14 protein-coding genes are annotated in these 14,622 nt (G+C 71.0%); 7 read left to right on the top strand and 7 right to left on the bottom strand.

Annotation, left to right across the window (positions count from 1 at the left end; genetic code table 11):
- Positions 1–34: 34 nt before the first annotated feature.
- Positions 35–259: an RNA-binding S4 domain-containing protein gene (locus EIY87_RS02070; protein ID WP_125305925.1), complete on the bottom strand. Its 225-nt coding sequence runs from the start codon at positions 257–259 to the stop codon at positions 35–37.
- A gap of 7 nt (positions 260–266) precedes the next feature.
- Entirely contained in the window at positions 267–1,064 is a 798-nt protein-coding gene (locus EIY87_RS02065; protein ID WP_125305924.1) for a trypsin-like serine peptidase, read from the bottom strand.
- A 109-nt stretch (positions 1,065–1,173) separates the two neighbouring features.
- Here EIY87_RS02065 and EIY87_RS02060 point away from each other — a divergent pair, with 109 nt between their 5' ends.
- Positions 1,174–1,992: an SDR family oxidoreductase gene (locus EIY87_RS02060; RefSeq protein WP_125305923.1), complete on the top strand. Its 819-nt coding sequence runs from the start codon at positions 1,174–1,176 to the stop codon at positions 1,990–1,992.
- Positions 1,993–2,083: 91 nt separating this feature from the next.
- A complete protein-coding gene (locus EIY87_RS02055) occupies positions 2,084–2,692 on the top strand; it encodes a hypothetical protein (protein ID WP_125305922.1) in 609 nt (202 codons plus the stop codon).
- 1 nt (position 2,693) lies between these two features.
- On the opposite strand, the gene EIY87_RS02050 is transcribed toward EIY87_RS02055, so the two are convergent.
- Positions 2,694–3,353 (bottom strand): response regulator, encoded by a 660-nt coding sequence (locus tag EIY87_RS02050; protein ID WP_125305921.1) that lies wholly within the window; start codon positions 3,351–3,353, stop codon positions 2,694–2,696.
- On the bottom strand, positions 3,350–4,933 hold the full coding sequence (locus EIY87_RS02045; RefSeq protein WP_125306009.1) for a sensor histidine kinase: 1,584 nt from the start codon (positions 4,931–4,933) through the stop codon (positions 3,350–3,352). The genes EIY87_RS02050 and EIY87_RS02045 overlap by 4 nt, the downstream gene beginning before the upstream one ends.
- A gap of 192 nt (positions 4,934–5,125) precedes the next feature.
- Between EIY87_RS02045 and EIY87_RS02040 the strand changes: the two genes are divergently transcribed.
- The 4 genes from EIY87_RS02040 to EIY87_RS02025 all read left to right on the top strand — a co-directional run bounded on the left by EIY87_RS02040 (position 5,126) and on the right by EIY87_RS02025 (position 8,791).
- The gene (locus EIY87_RS02040; RefSeq protein ID WP_125305920.1) at positions 5,126–5,932 is read left to right on the top strand and encodes an ABC transporter ATP-binding protein; all 807 of its coding nucleotides are present in this window, start codon (positions 5,126–5,128) and stop codon (positions 5,930–5,932) included.
- Complete coding sequence (locus tag EIY87_RS02035; protein ID WP_125305919.1) at positions 5,922–6,806, top strand: ABC transporter permease; 885 nt, start codon at positions 5,922–5,924, stop codon at positions 6,804–6,806. The genes EIY87_RS02040 and EIY87_RS02035 overlap by 11 nt, the downstream gene beginning before the upstream one ends.
- A 21-nt stretch (positions 6,807–6,827) precedes the next feature.
- Positions 6,828–7,874 carry an ABC transporter substrate-binding protein gene (locus tag EIY87_RS02030; RefSeq protein WP_125305918.1) on the top strand — a complete coding sequence of 349 codons (1,047 nt, stop codon included), beginning with the start codon at positions 6,828–6,830 and terminating at the stop codon, positions 7,872–7,874.
- A gap of 191 nt (positions 7,875–8,065) precedes the next feature.
- Positions 8,066–8,791, top strand: coding sequence for a G1 family glutamic endopeptidase (locus tag EIY87_RS02025; protein ID WP_125305917.1), 726 nt, complete (start codon positions 8,066–8,068; stop codon positions 8,789–8,791).
- 1 nt (position 8,792) lies between these two features.
- Here EIY87_RS02025 and EIY87_RS02020 read toward each other — a convergent pair whose 3' ends face one another.
- Both EIY87_RS02020 and EIY87_RS02015 read right to left on the bottom strand, forming a co-directional pair.
- Complete coding sequence (locus EIY87_RS02020) at positions 8,793–9,401, bottom strand: DUF1345 domain-containing protein (RefSeq protein ID WP_125306008.1); 609 nt, start codon at positions 9,399–9,401, stop codon at positions 8,793–8,795.
- A gap of 215 nt (positions 9,402–9,616) precedes the next feature.
- Positions 9,617–12,526, bottom strand: a complete 2,910-nt coding sequence (locus tag EIY87_RS02015) for an ATP-binding protein (RefSeq protein ID WP_125305916.1) — start codon at positions 12,524–12,526, stop codon at positions 9,617–9,619.
- Positions 12,527–12,970: 444 nt separating this feature from the next.
- Here EIY87_RS02015 and EIY87_RS02010 point away from each other — a divergent pair, with 444 nt between their 5' ends.
- The gene (locus EIY87_RS02010) at positions 12,971–14,074 is read left to right on the top strand and encodes a S1 family peptidase (protein ID WP_125305915.1); all 1,104 of its coding nucleotides are present in this window, start codon (positions 12,971–12,973) and stop codon (positions 14,072–14,074) included.
- Between the two features lie 99 nt (positions 14,075–14,173).
- On the opposite strand, the gene EIY87_RS02005 is transcribed toward EIY87_RS02010, so the two are convergent.
- Entirely contained in the window at positions 14,174–14,578 is a 405-nt protein-coding gene (locus EIY87_RS02005; RefSeq protein ID WP_086855729.1) for an SsgA family sporulation/cell division regulator, read from the bottom strand.
- Positions 14,579–14,622: the final 44 nt, after the last annotated feature.

Here is a 14,622-nt window from a genome sequence, read left to right as displayed (position 1 = left end):
CCGAAGACCACATTGGGGCGCTCGGGACCGGGGCTCAGCGCACCAGGACGACCTTGCCGCGGTCCGGGCCCACGGCCACGACGTCGCCGTCGGTCAGCTGGCGGCCGCGGCGGGTCTCCACCTCGCCGTTGACCTTGACCTCCTCCGCGTCGATCAGGTCCTTGGCGTGGGAGCCGTCCTCGGCGAGGCCGGCCAGCTTGAGGAACTGGCCGAGCCGGATCGGCTCGCCGGTGATGGGTACGTCGACGGGATCGCTCATACGGGCATCATGCCCGGGCGGTCGTCTGCCGGTAGAGGGCCTGGACGTCCGTGTCGAAGTAGCTCGAGTACGACGTGTCCGGGTCGTCGCCGCCGTACTCGAAACCGCCGATGACGCCGATGACCGTGCCGAGCCGGGTCTTCGGGTCCTGGCCGGTGACCCACGGGCCGCCGCTGGTGCCGGTCGGGAAGCCGGTGCAGTCCACCTTCAGCTGGTAGGTGTCCTGCTGGCTGGTCGTGTTCTGGCAGACCGCGGGGACCTCGGAGTCGTCCGGGTAGCCGGTGAGCGTGATGGGCTGCTCGAACCCGGTGCCGGTGGCGAGGGTGTTCGCGCCGACCAGGCTTTCCAGGCTCTTCGTCGCGCCCGCCTGGTGCGCGGTCGCGAAGCCGACGTCGAGGTCCGGGTCCGACGACGCGCTCCAGCCCGGCGCGACGAGTTCGTCGGACACCGTCCAGAAGCCGAACGGCGCGACGCCGTCGTGGTAGCCGGGCGCGAAGGTGACGCCGGTGAAGTAGTCGCCGCCCTCGCCGTCGTGGATGCAGTGGGCGGCGGTCAGCAGGACGTCGCCCTGGGCGCTGTGCACGACGCTGGCCGTGCAGTAGTGCTTGTTCTCGACGAACAGCGCGCCGATCGCCGGGCTCGACACCGCGGGCAGGTCGGGCGTCGAAACCGGCGCGGCCTCGACGGTGCCGGACGTCGTGGCGTCCGCGGACCGCGGCTGGTGGTCCACGAAGATCACGAAGGCCGCGCCGAGCAGCAGGATCGCGGCGACGCTGAGCAGGACGGCCGTCCGCCGCACACGCATCGCCTCCTCGTCCGTTCGTCCCGGCGCTCCGACCAGATCACCATAAGGCGTCGCACCGACACAATCGGCACACCCACAGCAAGCTCACAGCCGCTAGGATCCGGAACTCATGAAGCGGTTCGCGGACAAGGTCGTGGTGATCACCGGGGCCGGCTCGGGGATCGGCCGCGCGCTGGCGCTCGAGTTCTCCCGGCGCGGCGCGCGCGTCGCCCTTTCCGACGTCAACGCCGACAACGCGGCGGAGACGGCGAAGCTGGCCGGCGACAACGCCCGCGCGTACACCCTCGACGTCGCCGACCGGGCCGCCGTGCTCGCCCACGCCGAAGAGGTCGTCCGCGACTTCGGCGGTGCGAACGTCATCGTGAACAACGCGGGGGTGGCGCTCGGCGCGACCGTCGAGGAAATGTCCTTCGAGGACTACGACTGGCTCATGGGTGTCAACCTCGGCGGCGTCGTGAACGGCACGAAGGCGTTCCTGCCGCACCTGATCGCGTCCGGCGAAGGGCACGTGGTCAACATTTCCAGCGTGTTCGGGTTCGTCGGCGTGCCGACGCAGAGCGCGTACAACGCGGCGAAGTTCGCCGTCCGCGGGTTCACCGAAGCGCTGCGCGAGGAGATGCTGATCGCGCGGCACCCGGTCGCGGTGAGCTGCGTGCACCCCGGCGGGATCAAGACCAACATCGTGCGCAACGCGCGCAGCGACGCCGGTGACCAGGAGAAGGCCGCGCGGGGCTTCGAGCGGATCGCCCACACCACCCCGGAGAAGGCGGCGGAGACCATCCTCCGCGGGGTGGAACGGAAGTCCGCGCGGATCCTCATCGGGCCGGACGCCTACGTCATCGACGCGATCCCGCGCGTCCTGGGCTCGGCCTACCAGCGTCCGCTGGCGGTGCTGGCGCGGCTCGGGCTGAAGCAGATGGAGAGCTGACCTTCACTCATTGGGGTTGCGTTTCGGACAGCATCGTCAGAAATGGTCCAGAATGCGTGGGGTCCGCGAGCCACCCGCACCGGAGGTCCCGATGCTTCGCACCGCACCGCGCAGTGCGACCCGTCCGTCCAGCGACCGCACCGCGGTCGAACTGCTGGATCGCACCGGCATCGTCGCGGCGAGCCTGCCCCGGCGCCGCCGCACCGACGACGACGTCGAAGCGAGCGAGCCGATCTTCACCCGGCCGCCGGTGTGCGACCAGGACCTGCGGCCGAAGTCCGTGGTGATCCGGCGTCGCGCCCGCACGTGGCTGGGCAGCGGCGCCGCGGTGCTGCTCGTCGCGGCCGGCTGGCTGGGCGGCGGGCTGTTCACCGGCGGGCTGTTCCCGCCGTCCCCGGCCGACGAGGTGGCCCAGGTCGACGCGCGCCCGGCCGTCGCGGCGGCGCCCGTACCCCAGCCGCCCGCCCCGCAGGCGCCGGCGGTCACGCCGCCGCCGAAGACGGTGTTCGTGCCGGTGCCCGCGAAGCCCGCGCCGCGGCAGGTCCAGGCGCAGGCGAAACCGCAGCCCAAGAAGCAGCCGTCGCAGGAAGACGAAGCGCGGGTCGACCTGCCGTCGTCCACCACGCCGACGTCGGCCACGAACCCCGTCCAGGCCTGGGTCGACGTCGCGGAAAGCATGATGCACCGCTACGGCCGCTGACTCAGGCGCCGCTCCAGCGGTACTCGTGCTCGGGGCGTCCGGTGGCGCCGTAGCGCAGCCGCATCTGGACCGTTCCCGACTCGGCGAGCGCGGTCAGGTACCGCTGCGCCGTCGCCCGCGCCATGCCCAGCTCACCGGCGACTTCGGCCGCGGACAGCGGACGGCCCGCGCGCCGCAGCTGCTCGGAAACCAGCCGGGACGTCGCCGTCGACTGGCCCTTCGGCGCGGACGTCCGGTCCTGGTCGTGCAGCACCCGGTACGCGCGGTCGACGTCGTCCTGCGCGAGCGCCCGGTCCTCGGCGAGCAGGCCGCGGAAGCGCGCGTACGACGTCAGCCGTTCCGCGAGCTGCCGGGTGGTGAACGGCTTGATCAGGTAGTTCAGCGCGCCCGCCCGGATCGCCGCGGCCACCGACGCGCTGTCGGTCGCGGCGGACAGCACGATCGTGTCCGTCTGCAGCTCGGGGAGCACCACCAGACCGGACTCGTCGGGCAGGTAGACGTCGAGCAGGACCAGGTCCGGCGAGAGCTCGCGGACGCGGGCGCGCGCCTCGGCCGCGGTGTGCGCCGTGCCGACCACGACGAAGCCGTCGACCTCCTCGACGAACCCGGCGTGCACGCCGGCGACCCGGAAGTCGTCGTCGACGATGAGCGTGCGGATCATCGGTCCTCCGTCAGCGTTCCGGGCAGCTTGGCGACGAACAGGGCACCCGTCTCGCCGGCGCCGGCGTCGGCCAGCCAGACGTCGCCGCCGTGGGCGCGCGCGGCCTGGCGGGCCAGCGCCAGGCCGAGACCGTGGCCGGGCGACAGCTTCGTCGAGACGCCTTCGTCGAACAACGTGCGCCGCAGGTCTTCCGGCACACCGGGGCCACTGTCCACAACGGACACGTGCAGGGTGCCGCCCTCGGCCAGCAGGCTGATTTCGACCGTCGCGGGCCGCCGCGGGCCCATCCGGGCGGCGTGCAGGGCGTTGTCGACGAGGTTGCCGATCACGGTGTTCGCGGCGATCGGGTCGGTCACCGTCGTGGGCACCCAGGTGTCGTCGGCGAGCTTGAGCGTGAGGCCCTTTTCCTGCGCCTGCTCGGTTTTCGCGACGAGCAGCGCCTGCAGGTACGGGTCGGCGACGGCGTCGCCCAGCTCGCTCGGCCGCGCCGACGGCGAATCCGTCAGCGTCTGCAGGTACTCGGCGGCTTCGGTGTGGTGGCCGAGCTGGAGCAGCCCGTACAGCGTGTGCAGCCGGTTCGCGAACTCGTGCCGCTGCGCGCGCAGGCCGTCGGACAGCGCGCGGATGCCGTCGAGCTCGCGGGTCAGCGCGTCGAGGTCGGTGCGGTCGCGGAAGGTCAGCACCGTGCCGATCGGCCGGTCGTCCAGCCGGACGGCGCGGGAGTTGATCACCAGCACGCGGTTTCCCGCCACGGCGAGGAGGTTGTCGACCGGCCGTCCCTCGGCGACGGCCTTGTGCAGGCGCGGGCTGAGTTCGAGTTCCGCCAGCGCCGCGCCGAGCGGGAGTTCGGTGCCGAGCAGGCGTTCGGCCTCGTCGTTGCGCACCGAGACGCGGTTGGCCTCGTCGACCGCGAGGACGCCCTCGCCGATCCCGTGCAGCACGGCTTCGCGTTCGTAGAGCAGCTCGGTCAGCTCGTGCGGTTCGAGACCGTGCGTGACGCGTCGCAGCCGCCGGTTCAGCAGCGCCGACGCGCCCGCGCCGAGCAGCAACGCGCCACCCGCGAACAGCAGCGTGATGATCAGGAGCTGGTTGAACGCGCCGGTCGGGTCGGCCACGTCGAAGCCGACGCTGACCTCGCCGACGACCCGCTGGTGGCCCGGCGCCCAGATCGGCGTCTTGCTGCGGACGGACAGGCCGAGCGTGCCGCTCTGCACCGCGCTGACCTCGTCCCCGCCGGCGAGTGCCACATCCGGGGGCGTGCTGACCGGCTTCCCGATTTCGCTCGGCGTCGGGTGCGCGAGCCGGATGCCCTTGTCGTCGGTGATCACGACGAACAGCGCGTCGTTGGCCTCCGTGACGGCGAGGACGCGTTCCTCGAGGGCTCCGCCGGGGATCTTGGCGGCCGCGTTCGCGACGACGACCGGGTCCGCGGCGACGGACTTCGCGATGGCCAGCGCCCGGCGGCCGTACTGGTCGGTGAGGGTCTGGCTGAGCAGCACGCTGACCAGCGCGACGCCGATCCCGACGACGAGGAGGACCACGCCGATCTGCAGCAGCAGCACCTGCCTGCTGAACCGCATGCGCGGGAAGAGCGCCCACTTTGGCATGGCTCGGAACCATACCCCCTGGTCAGCGCGGTGCGCTAAATGAGCAAAACATGCATAACGCGCACTTGCCGCGGAGAACGTCGACAAGCTTCACCTCGACGCAACGGCTGCTTAACGTCCCTTCCCAACGTGAGCCCCACCACGTGACGAAGGAGTCACCTCCCCATGGTTCCCCCACTGATCGAACTCACCGGAGCCACCAAACGGTTCCCGAGCGGGTCCGGTTCCGTGCACACGGCCGTCCGCGATCTGACCATGACCGTGCAGCCCGGCGAGTTCGTCGCCGTCGTCGGCCCCACGGGGTGCGGCAAGTCGACGACGCTCTCGCTGGTGTCCGGCCTGCAGCCGCCGTCCGCCGGCCGGGTGCGGGTGAACGGCGAGGACGTGAAGTCCATTCCGGACGGTGTCGGCTACATGTTCCAGACCGACGCCGTGATGCCGTGGCGCTCGGTGCTCGACAACGTCGCGTCCGGCCCGCGCTTCCGCGGCGTGCCCAAGGCCGAGGCCCGCGCGCAGGCCGTCGACTGGATCGCCCGCGTCGGGCTCGCCGGCTTCGAGAAGTACTACCCGCACCAGCTTTCCGGCGGTATGCGCAAGCGCGTCGCGCTGGCCCAGACCCTCGTGACCAAGCCGAAGATCATGCTGATGGACGAGCCGTTCTCGGCGCTGGACGTCCAGACGCGGGCGCTGATGCAGGACGAGCTGCTGCGGCTGTGGTCCGGTTCGGGCGCGGCGGTCATCTTCGTGACGCACGACCTCGACGAGGCGATCGCGCTGGCGGACAAGGTCGTCGTGCTGACGACGTCGCCGGCCACCGTGAAGGACGTCTTCGAGATTCCTCTCGAGCGGCCGCGGAAGGTCGAGGACCTCCGGCTGACCGAGGAGTTCCGCAAGCTCTACGCCGACATCTGGGAATCACTGCGCAGCGAGGTCGACAAGGCCCGCGAGAAGGGAGCGAGCAATGTCGCTTGAGACCCCCGCCGCTCCGGCCGCTTCCCTGCCGGTGCTGGAAACCGAGCAGGACATCCTGACGAAGGCCAGGCGCGCCACGTCCCGCCGCAAGCGCAACACCTGGCTGCTGCGGCTGGCACTGGTGGTCGTCTGGCTCGGCAGCTGGGAAGTGACCGCGACCTACTGGATCGACCCGTTCTTCTACTCCAAGCCGTCCCGCATCTGGGAGCGGCTGACCGAGTGGGTCACCAGCGGCACCGACTTCGGCTCGCTCTGGTACCAGCTCTGGGTCACCGTCGAAGAGGCGCTGGTCGGCTTCGCCATCGGCGCGGTCGCCGGTGTGATCTTCGGCGTGATCCTGGGCCGCAGCCAGTACCTGGCCGACGTGCTCGCGCCGTTCATCAAGGCCGCCAACGCGGTCCCGCGCATCGTGCTCGCCTCGCTGTTCGTCATCTGGTTCGGCCTCGGGCTGGCGTCGAAGGTCGCCACCGTCGTCGTGCTCGTGTTCTTCGTGGTGTTCTTCAACGCCTTCACCGGCGCCCGCGAGGTGGACCGCAACCTGATCGACAACGCGCGCATCCTCGGCGCCGGCCGGATGCAGGTGATCAAGGCGATCGTGCTGCCGAGCGCGACGTCCTGGATCCTCTCGTCGCTGCACACCGCGTTCGGCTTCGCGCTGATCGGCGCGGTCGTCGGCGAGTACGCCGGGTCCAAGGCGGGCATCGGCTTCCTCATCTCGAACGCGCAGGGCACGTTCGACTCGGCGGGCATCTACGCCGCCATGATCATCATCACCGTCGTCGCACTGGTCGCCGAGTGGGGCATCGGAAACCTCGAGAACCGGCTGCTGCGGTGGCGGCCCTCGATGTCCACCTCCAGCCAGACCGTCATCTGAGTCGTTGAAAGGACCGAATCGATGAGGATTCGCCGGATCGCCGTCGCGGTCACCGCGCTGACCGCGGTGGCCGGCCTGACCACCGCCTGCCAGGACTCCCGCGTCGCCGCGACGGGCGAGGGGGGCAAGCCGAAGGTCACGATCATGGTCGGTGGCCTGGAGAAGGTCATCTACCTGCCCGCCATGCTGACCCAGCAGCTCGGCAACTTCGCCGCGCAGGGCATCGACGTCGAGCTGCAGAGCGAGCAGTCGGGCGCCAACGCCGAGACCGCGCTCGTCGCCGGGCAGGTGCAGGGCGTGGTCGGGTTCTACGACCACACGATCGACCTGCAGGCCAAGGACCAGTGCATCAAGAGCGTGGTCCAGCTGGCCAACATCCCGGGTGAGGCCGAGGTGATCGGCACCAAGCACGTCGAGCAGATCAAGAGCTCGGCCGACTTCAAGGGCAAGAAGCTGGGCGTGACGTCGCTCGGGTCGTCGACCGACTTCCTGACGAAGGCGCTGGCGGCCAAGGCGGGCGTCGGGGCCGACCAGTACACGCCGGTGAAGGTCGGCGCCGGGCAGACGTTCATCGCGAGCCTGGACAACGGCGGCATCGACGGCGGCATGACGACCGACCCGACGATCGCGCAGCTGACCAACACGGGCAAGGCGAAGGTGCTCTACGACCTGCGCACGCCCGAGGGCACGAAGGCCGCGCTGGGCGGGCTGTACCCGGCGTCGTCGCTGTACATGAGCTGCGACTTCGTGGACCGCAACAAGGACGCCGTGCAGAAGCTGGCCAACGCGTTCGTGGCCACGCTGAAGTGGATCGGCCAGCACACCCCGGAGGAGATCGCGGCGAAGATGCCGCCGTCCTACAGCGGCGGTGACAAGGCGCTGTACGTCAAGTCCATCAAGGACAGCATCGGGATGTTCAACGGCGACGGCAAGATGGACGCCGACGGTGCGAAGAACGTCCTCGAAGTCCTTTCCAGCTTCTCGAAGAACGTGCAGCCGAAGAAGGATTCGATCGACCTGTCGAAGACGTACACGACCGAATTCGTCGACGCAGCCGCGAAGGGCTGACAGCCCCGCTCACCGCACCGGGCGGTAGGTGAGCGATATCGACCCGTAAAGGCCTCTTTCCCCCGCGGAGGCCTTTACGGGTCTTTTCGGGCAATGTGAAGACCATTCGAAAGTAGCTACCTTCTTTTTCGCGCGACTCCAACACTTGGGGAACGGTTTTCCCGGTCCCCCTCGGTGAACGGAGTCCCCGCATGTCCGAATTCCTCGCGTCGCGCGCTGTCCGCGTCCTCACGGCGGTCGCCGCGGCCGCCGCCGGCTTGGCCGTTTCCGGCACCGCGCACGCGGCTGTCGAGTACGGCGCACACTCTTTTGATGAACACCGTCACGGCCACCAGTTCTCCGGCGGCAACTGGGGTGGCTATGTCAGCTTCGGCAGCTTCACCACGGCGACGGCGAGCTGGACCGAACCGTCGGTGACCTGCAACTCCACCAACGACCTTTTCGCGCCGTGGGTCGGCATCGACGGCGACGGATCGTCCACAGTGGAACAAACCGGCGTCGAGACGGACTGCTCCAGCGGGCGCCCGGTGTATTCGGCCTGGTACGAGATGTACCCGGCCGCGCCGGTGTACTACAACGTGTCGGTGAGCGCGGGCGACCACATCACCGCCACCGTGACCCGCACGGCCACGAACACCTACCGGCTGGACCTGGCCGACACGACCAAGGGCTGGTCCAAGTCCACCACGAAGTCGCTGACGTCGAAGCACGCGTCGGCGGAGGCGATCATCGAGTCGCCGACGGACTCCTACCCGAGCATTTCGGGCGGGGTCAAGTTCACCGGCGTCAAGTTCAACGGCACGAACCTGGCCTCGACCAGCCCGTCCGCGCTGAACGCCGACGACCGCGGCACGTACACCTGGATCCCGGGCGCGATCGGCTCGGACGGCCAGAGCTTCACCATCTCGCGGCACTGACCTACTTCAGGTTGTTGATCGCCCAGGCGACCACCATCACCGCGAGGATCAGCGAAATGACGGCTTGCAGCATCATCGTCAGCTTCGCCCAGATCCGCAGCGGCATGACGTCCGTCGGGCTGAAGGCGGCCGCGTTGGTGAACGAGAAGTACAAGTAGTCCAAGTAGGACGGTTCCCAGTCCTGGTGCGCCAGGCCCGGGTCGGCCATCTGCGGGAACTGCAGGTCGGGGAACTCGGCCCGCCCCGCCGCCCGCCGGCCCGGGCCGCCGCGGTCGAACTCCCAGTACCAGAGGGAGAAGGCGACGATGTTCGTCCAGTAGACGATGCCGCCGGTGACCAGCACGGCCCCCGCGTGGTCGCCGATCGTGCCGGCCGCGATGCGGTAGACCAGCGTCACCGCGGACCCGGCGTTCACCGCGGTCACGGCGGCGACCAGCAGCAGCGCGATCACCCGCTCGACCGCGCTGAACTGCGACATCCGCCCCGGGTTGACCAGCAGCAGCGCCACGACGAGCAGCCCGGACACGGTGGGCAGCAGCCACCACGGGTGCAGCGCCATGTCGTCGGGCAGGACGACCTGCAGCACGAGCGTGGCCACGACGACGCCCATCGCGGGCCAGCGCGTCTCACCGGAGGTCCGCCGGCGCCACGCGGGAAGTGCCTCTTCAGTCACCGGCCCACGCTAGGCCAACCCCCGCACTTTCACGTGAAAGTGCGGGCCCCAGGTCGGCACTTTCACGTGAAAGTGCCGCTCCCAGGTCGTCGCTTTCACGTGAAAGCTACGCCCCCGGGACGTCACGTTCCCTACGAAAGTGCGGTGTCGGGTCAGCCGGCGGGGGCGGTGGCGAAGTCGCCGGGGAGCTTGCGGGCCACGTCCGTGCGGGAGCGGGCGCCGAGCTTGCGCAGCACCTTCGCCACGTGCTGTTCGACCGTGCGAGGCGAGAGGAACAGGCCGTCGGCGATCTCGCGGTTGGTCCGGCCTTCCGCCAGCATCCGCGCGACTTCGCGCTCTCGCGGGGACAGTTCGCTCCCGTACCCCCGCCGCCCACGCTGCGAAGGCGCCCAAGCGCCGTGCTCGCGCAGCTGGTGACGGCAGCGTCCGGCATCCCGCGTCGCACCCAGCTGCTCGTACGCCTCCGCCGCCGCGGTCAGCTCCTCGACGGCGTCGCGGTTGCCCGCCGCCAGCCGGCACATCGCGGCTCGCTCCCGCATCGCCGTCGCCGGGTAGGGCATCGGCAGCGCCGTGTAGCTGGACGCGGCTTCGTCGAACAGCGCCGCCGCGGCCAGGTGCTTGCCCCGCGCCTCTAATAGCACCGCGCGCCCGGCCACCAGCGCGGCCGCGGCCACCGGGGCGTCGCGGCCCTCGATGCCGCGGGCGAACGCCTCCACGACGCTGTCCGCCTCCGGCCAGCGCCCGGCCCGCGCGTACGCCTGCGCCGCCGCCGGGACCAGTGCCGCGGCCCAGATCCAGACGCCCTTGCGCCCGGCCGCCGCCACCGCCGTGTCGGCCACCGCGCAGGCGCCGTCGACGTCGTCGGTCGCCAGCAGGACCGAGATCAGCACGCCGGCGGCCGAGAGCACCACCGGGATCGGCCCGCGGTCCGGCGCGTGCACGCTCGCCGCGGTCAGGTGCCGTTGCGCCGCGGCGAACTCCCCGCGCACGGCCGCGAGCCCGCCGAGCACCAGCGACGACTCCATGACGATCGGGCCCAGTTCCGGGTAGCTGTCCCGCAGCTGCTCGGCGGCTTCGGCGAGGCCGGTCCAGCGCCCGCGCACCCAGTCCAGCCGGACGCGGGTGCCCTGGATCAGCCCGATCGCGTACAGCGCGCCGGCGTCGGTCGCGCGCCGGACGCCCTCGGTGACCAGCCGGTCCGCGCGTTCGAGGTGCCCGGCCCACGACTGGCCGTCGGCGAGGTTGCACCACAGCCGGGCCAGCTGGACGCGCTCGGCGACCGTGCCGACCGTGTCCGACAGCGCTTCGAACTCCGCCCACGCCGAGCCGTCGCCGACGTGTGACGCGGCCGCGATGCGGTCGGCGGTCAGCGCCAGCCGCAGCTCGGGGTCGTCGAGCCGCTCGTACACCTCGCCCGCGCGGGCGCGCCAGGATTCGTGCCACGACAACGGCGTCAGCCCGTCGATCGGCTGGGCGAGCAGCGTGATGCCGCGCGCGGCGAGGTCGGGCCGGTCGGTCAGCTCGCCGACCGCGCGCTCGACTTCGAGGCGGCCGCGGCCGAGCCCGCCGATGGTCCGGACCAGCAGCATGCCGAGGCTCAGCCGGATCGAGCCGCGCACCGACGGCGGCAGCGCCACCTCTTCCAGCACGCGCTCGAGCGTGCCGATCACGTCGGGGCGGAAGCCCCGCAGCGCGACCTGGCTCAGCTTGCCCGCCACGCGCCCGGCGTCCGCCTGGGCCGGCCCGGGTTCGGCGAGCACCGACTGCAGCAGGTCGATCGCCCGGGACGTCTCGCCGCGGGCGATCGCCTCGTCGGCGGCCGCTTCGGCGTAGTGCCGCCACTGGTCGACGCGGCCCGCCGCGCGGGAGTGCCGGGCCAGCAGCGTGAGCGGCGGGGACGGCTGCGCGGCGAGCACGCGGATCGCCTGCGCGTGCAGCAAAGCGCGTTCGGGGCCGCTCACCGTGTCGTAGACCGCCTTGCGCGCCAGCGGGTGCCGGAAGCCGTACTTGCCGTCCCCGACTTCGCCGAGCACCCCGCCCGACAACGCGGCCAGCAGCGCGGTGCGGAGGACTTCGTCGGTGAGCCCGGCCAGCTCGCCGAGCACGCCGGCTTCGGCGCCGACGCCCAGTACCGCGGCCGCACCGGCCAGCCGCACCGCCGGGTCGGGCAGCGCGGAAAGCCGTTCGGTGACGGCTTCCCGCAGCAGCACCGGCACTTCGAGGTTTTCCAGCAACCGATCGGAAAGCACTTCGCCGACCGGGAGGCGTTCGGCCGCTTCCTTGAGCGCCCGCAGCGTTTCCTCGACCACGAACGGGATCCCGGCGGTGCACTCGTGCAGCTTCGCCGCGAACTCGTCGGTGACCCGGGGCAGTTCGAGGATTTCGACCGCGAGCGCGCGCACGGCGGCGACGTCGAGCGCGCCCAGCGCCACGCGCGCGGAGTGGACGGCCGGGTCGGTCCGGAAGGGCGCGCCGAGCGGTCCGGGCCGCACGTCGGTGGCCGACCGGTAGGTGGCGACCACGGCCAGCTCGGGCGGCATCGCGCCGGCGAGGAACCGCATGAGGTCGCGGGTGTCCTCGTCGGCCCACTGGAGGTCGTCGATCAGCACGAGCGCGGGCCCGCAGGCGCACAGGAGCTCCCGCACCGCGCGGAACACGCGGTGGCGCTCGGCGACCGGGTCGGCCAGCGGCTCGGGCCGCGGGGGAAGCGCTTCCGCGAGCTCCGGCAGCAACGGCCGCAGCACGCCGGCGACCGGGCTGAGCGGGCCCAGCGGCGCGTCGCCGCACGCGCGAAGCGCTTCCAGGACGGGCCCGTAGGGAAACGGTTCCCGCAGCGGCTGGCAGGCGCCGGTGAGCACGCGGCAGCCCTCGAACTCCTTGCGCCGCGCGATCTCCGCGAGCAGCCGGGTCCGGCCCATGCCGGGTTCACCCTCGATCAGCACCGCCGCGGGCCGGTGCCGCAGCACGTCCACGATGGCGTCGAGCTCGGCGTCGCGGCCGGTCAGGCGCGCTGGTCCAGACCTGATCGAGACGGAGGTGGGGCGGGGAGCGGTCAGCCACATATGACCTCCTCGGCGCTCCGGCACTGTGCGCGGGAGCCTAAGCAGCGCTGATCCGCTCGTAAACCATTAACCGAATAGGTGGTCGGTACCACCGTCACACGTCCGCCTACCCGCTGTCACCGGTTTGCCGCGGGATCGGGGGCTTCCGGTGCACAGTGCGTGCGAAACCTCGGCCGTTCCCGCGTTCCGGGGGCGCATAGCTTGATCAGGTAGGTAGTCCCGCTACCGAAAGTAGTTCACGGAAACCCTACTTAAGGACCTGTCCGACCGGGTGACGTGCCGGGGTCGAGGTCGCTTGGAGCAGGGGATTCGTCCGGGGTGAATGCGTATACCCATTCGCCGGGCGCCCGGATTGCACCGTAACGCCCACTGCGGGGACGCTCAGCCGGGTGAGTACCACTGCGTGGCCGGTGCGGAGCCGCGCGTAACCAACTAGGGAGAAGCATGAAGATCGCGAGACTTCTCGGTGCCGCTGCCACCGCGGTGATGGCGACGGGCGCGCTGGCCGCGACCGCCGTCCCCGCGTCGGGCCAGGACCTGCTGAACCCGGACATCGTGCCCGCGATGCAGCGCGACCTCGGCCTGACCCACGACCAGGTGCTGACGCGGCTGAAGAACGAGGACGTCGCGACCAAGGTCACCGAGGCCGTCAGCGCGGCGCTCGGCGACGCGTTCGGGGGCGCGACCTACAACGCGGCCACCGGCAAGGCGCACATCCAGACGACGAACGCCGCGTCGGTCGCCAAGATCCGCGAAGCCGGCGCCGAAGCGGAAGTCGTGAAGTTCAGCGCCCGCCAGCTCGACTCCACAGTGGACACCCTGAACGCGCGCGACGCCTCGGCGCCGTACGCGATCACCGGCTGGGGCGTCGACGCCACCACCAACCGCGTGACGCTGTCGGTCCTGCAGGGCCAGCGAGCCGCGGCCGAAACCTTCCTGACGCAGTCCGGTGTGGACAAGTCGTCGGTGACGATCCTCGACGCGGCCGCGAAACCGACGCTGCACGCCAACATCCGCGGCGGTGACGCCTACTACATCGGTGGCTCGTCGCGCTGCTCGGTCGGCTTCGCGACCACGACCGGTTTCGTCACCGCGGGCCACTGCGGCGCGCTCACCGGCGGCGGCTCGCTGACCGGGTCGAACGGCGCCTCGCTCGGCAGCTGGATCACCTACCGCTTCCCGGGCGTCGACTACGCGGCGGTGCGGACCAACAGCAGCTGGACCCCGGTCGCGCAGATGAACAACGGGACCGCGGTGCGCGGGCAGTCGAACGCGGCGACCGGCTCGTCGGTCTGCAAGGCCGGCTCGACCACGGGCTGGACCTGCGGCACCATCGGCGCCAAGAACCAGAGCGTCCGCTACGCCGAGGGCACGGTCAACGGCATGACCGCGACCAACGTCCGCTCGGCCGCGGGTGACTCGGGCGGCGGCTTCATCGCCGGCAACTACGCGCAGGGCGTCCTGTCCGGCGGCAACACGTCCGTGACGTACTTCTACCCGATCGCCGGCGCGCTGTCCGGCACCGGCACCACCCTCAAGACCAGCTGATCCCTGCCGAAAACGGCGAAAGGGCGGGGTTTCGAGTGCCTCCAGCGCACTCGAAACCCCGCCCTTCGTTCCTCGCCGCGGGATTGGGAGGTTCAGGGGTCAGACGTTGCTGATCTCCTCGATCAGCCCGTCGACGTCGAAGTGCGCGCTCTCTTCGCCGAGCGGCACCAGCTCGTAGGACGCCTCGAGGAACGTCCGGATGTCTTCGCGCTCCAGCTCGAACGACGCATAGCCGTCCGGTGACTCGATTTCCAGGGTGAGGAAGTCTTCGTCCTCGGACAGGTCCGGGCGGATCCGGACGTCGCCGAGGCCGGTGGGCTCGTCGAGCCCGGACACGAGGAGGTCACGCGCGAAGGTCCACTCGATCCACCGGCCGCGCTCGGTCCGGAAGGCCACGGTCACCGCGAACGGCTCGTGCACGTGGTAGGACAGGCGGGACAGGACGGGCGTGGTGCTCTCGTTCAGCAGCACGAACTGGCTCTGGTGTACGGCGTCGGTGTGCACGGCCCCTCCTGGAGTCTCGCGGTCGGTTCGCGCGGCGCGAACTG

The sequence above is a fragment of the Amycolatopsis eburnea genome (assembly GCF_003937945.1).
Taxonomy (GTDB): Bacteria; Actinomycetota; Actinomycetes; order Mycobacteriales; family Pseudonocardiaceae; genus Amycolatopsis; species Amycolatopsis eburnea.
This window is presented reverse-complemented; position numbering and strand designations above follow the sequence as displayed.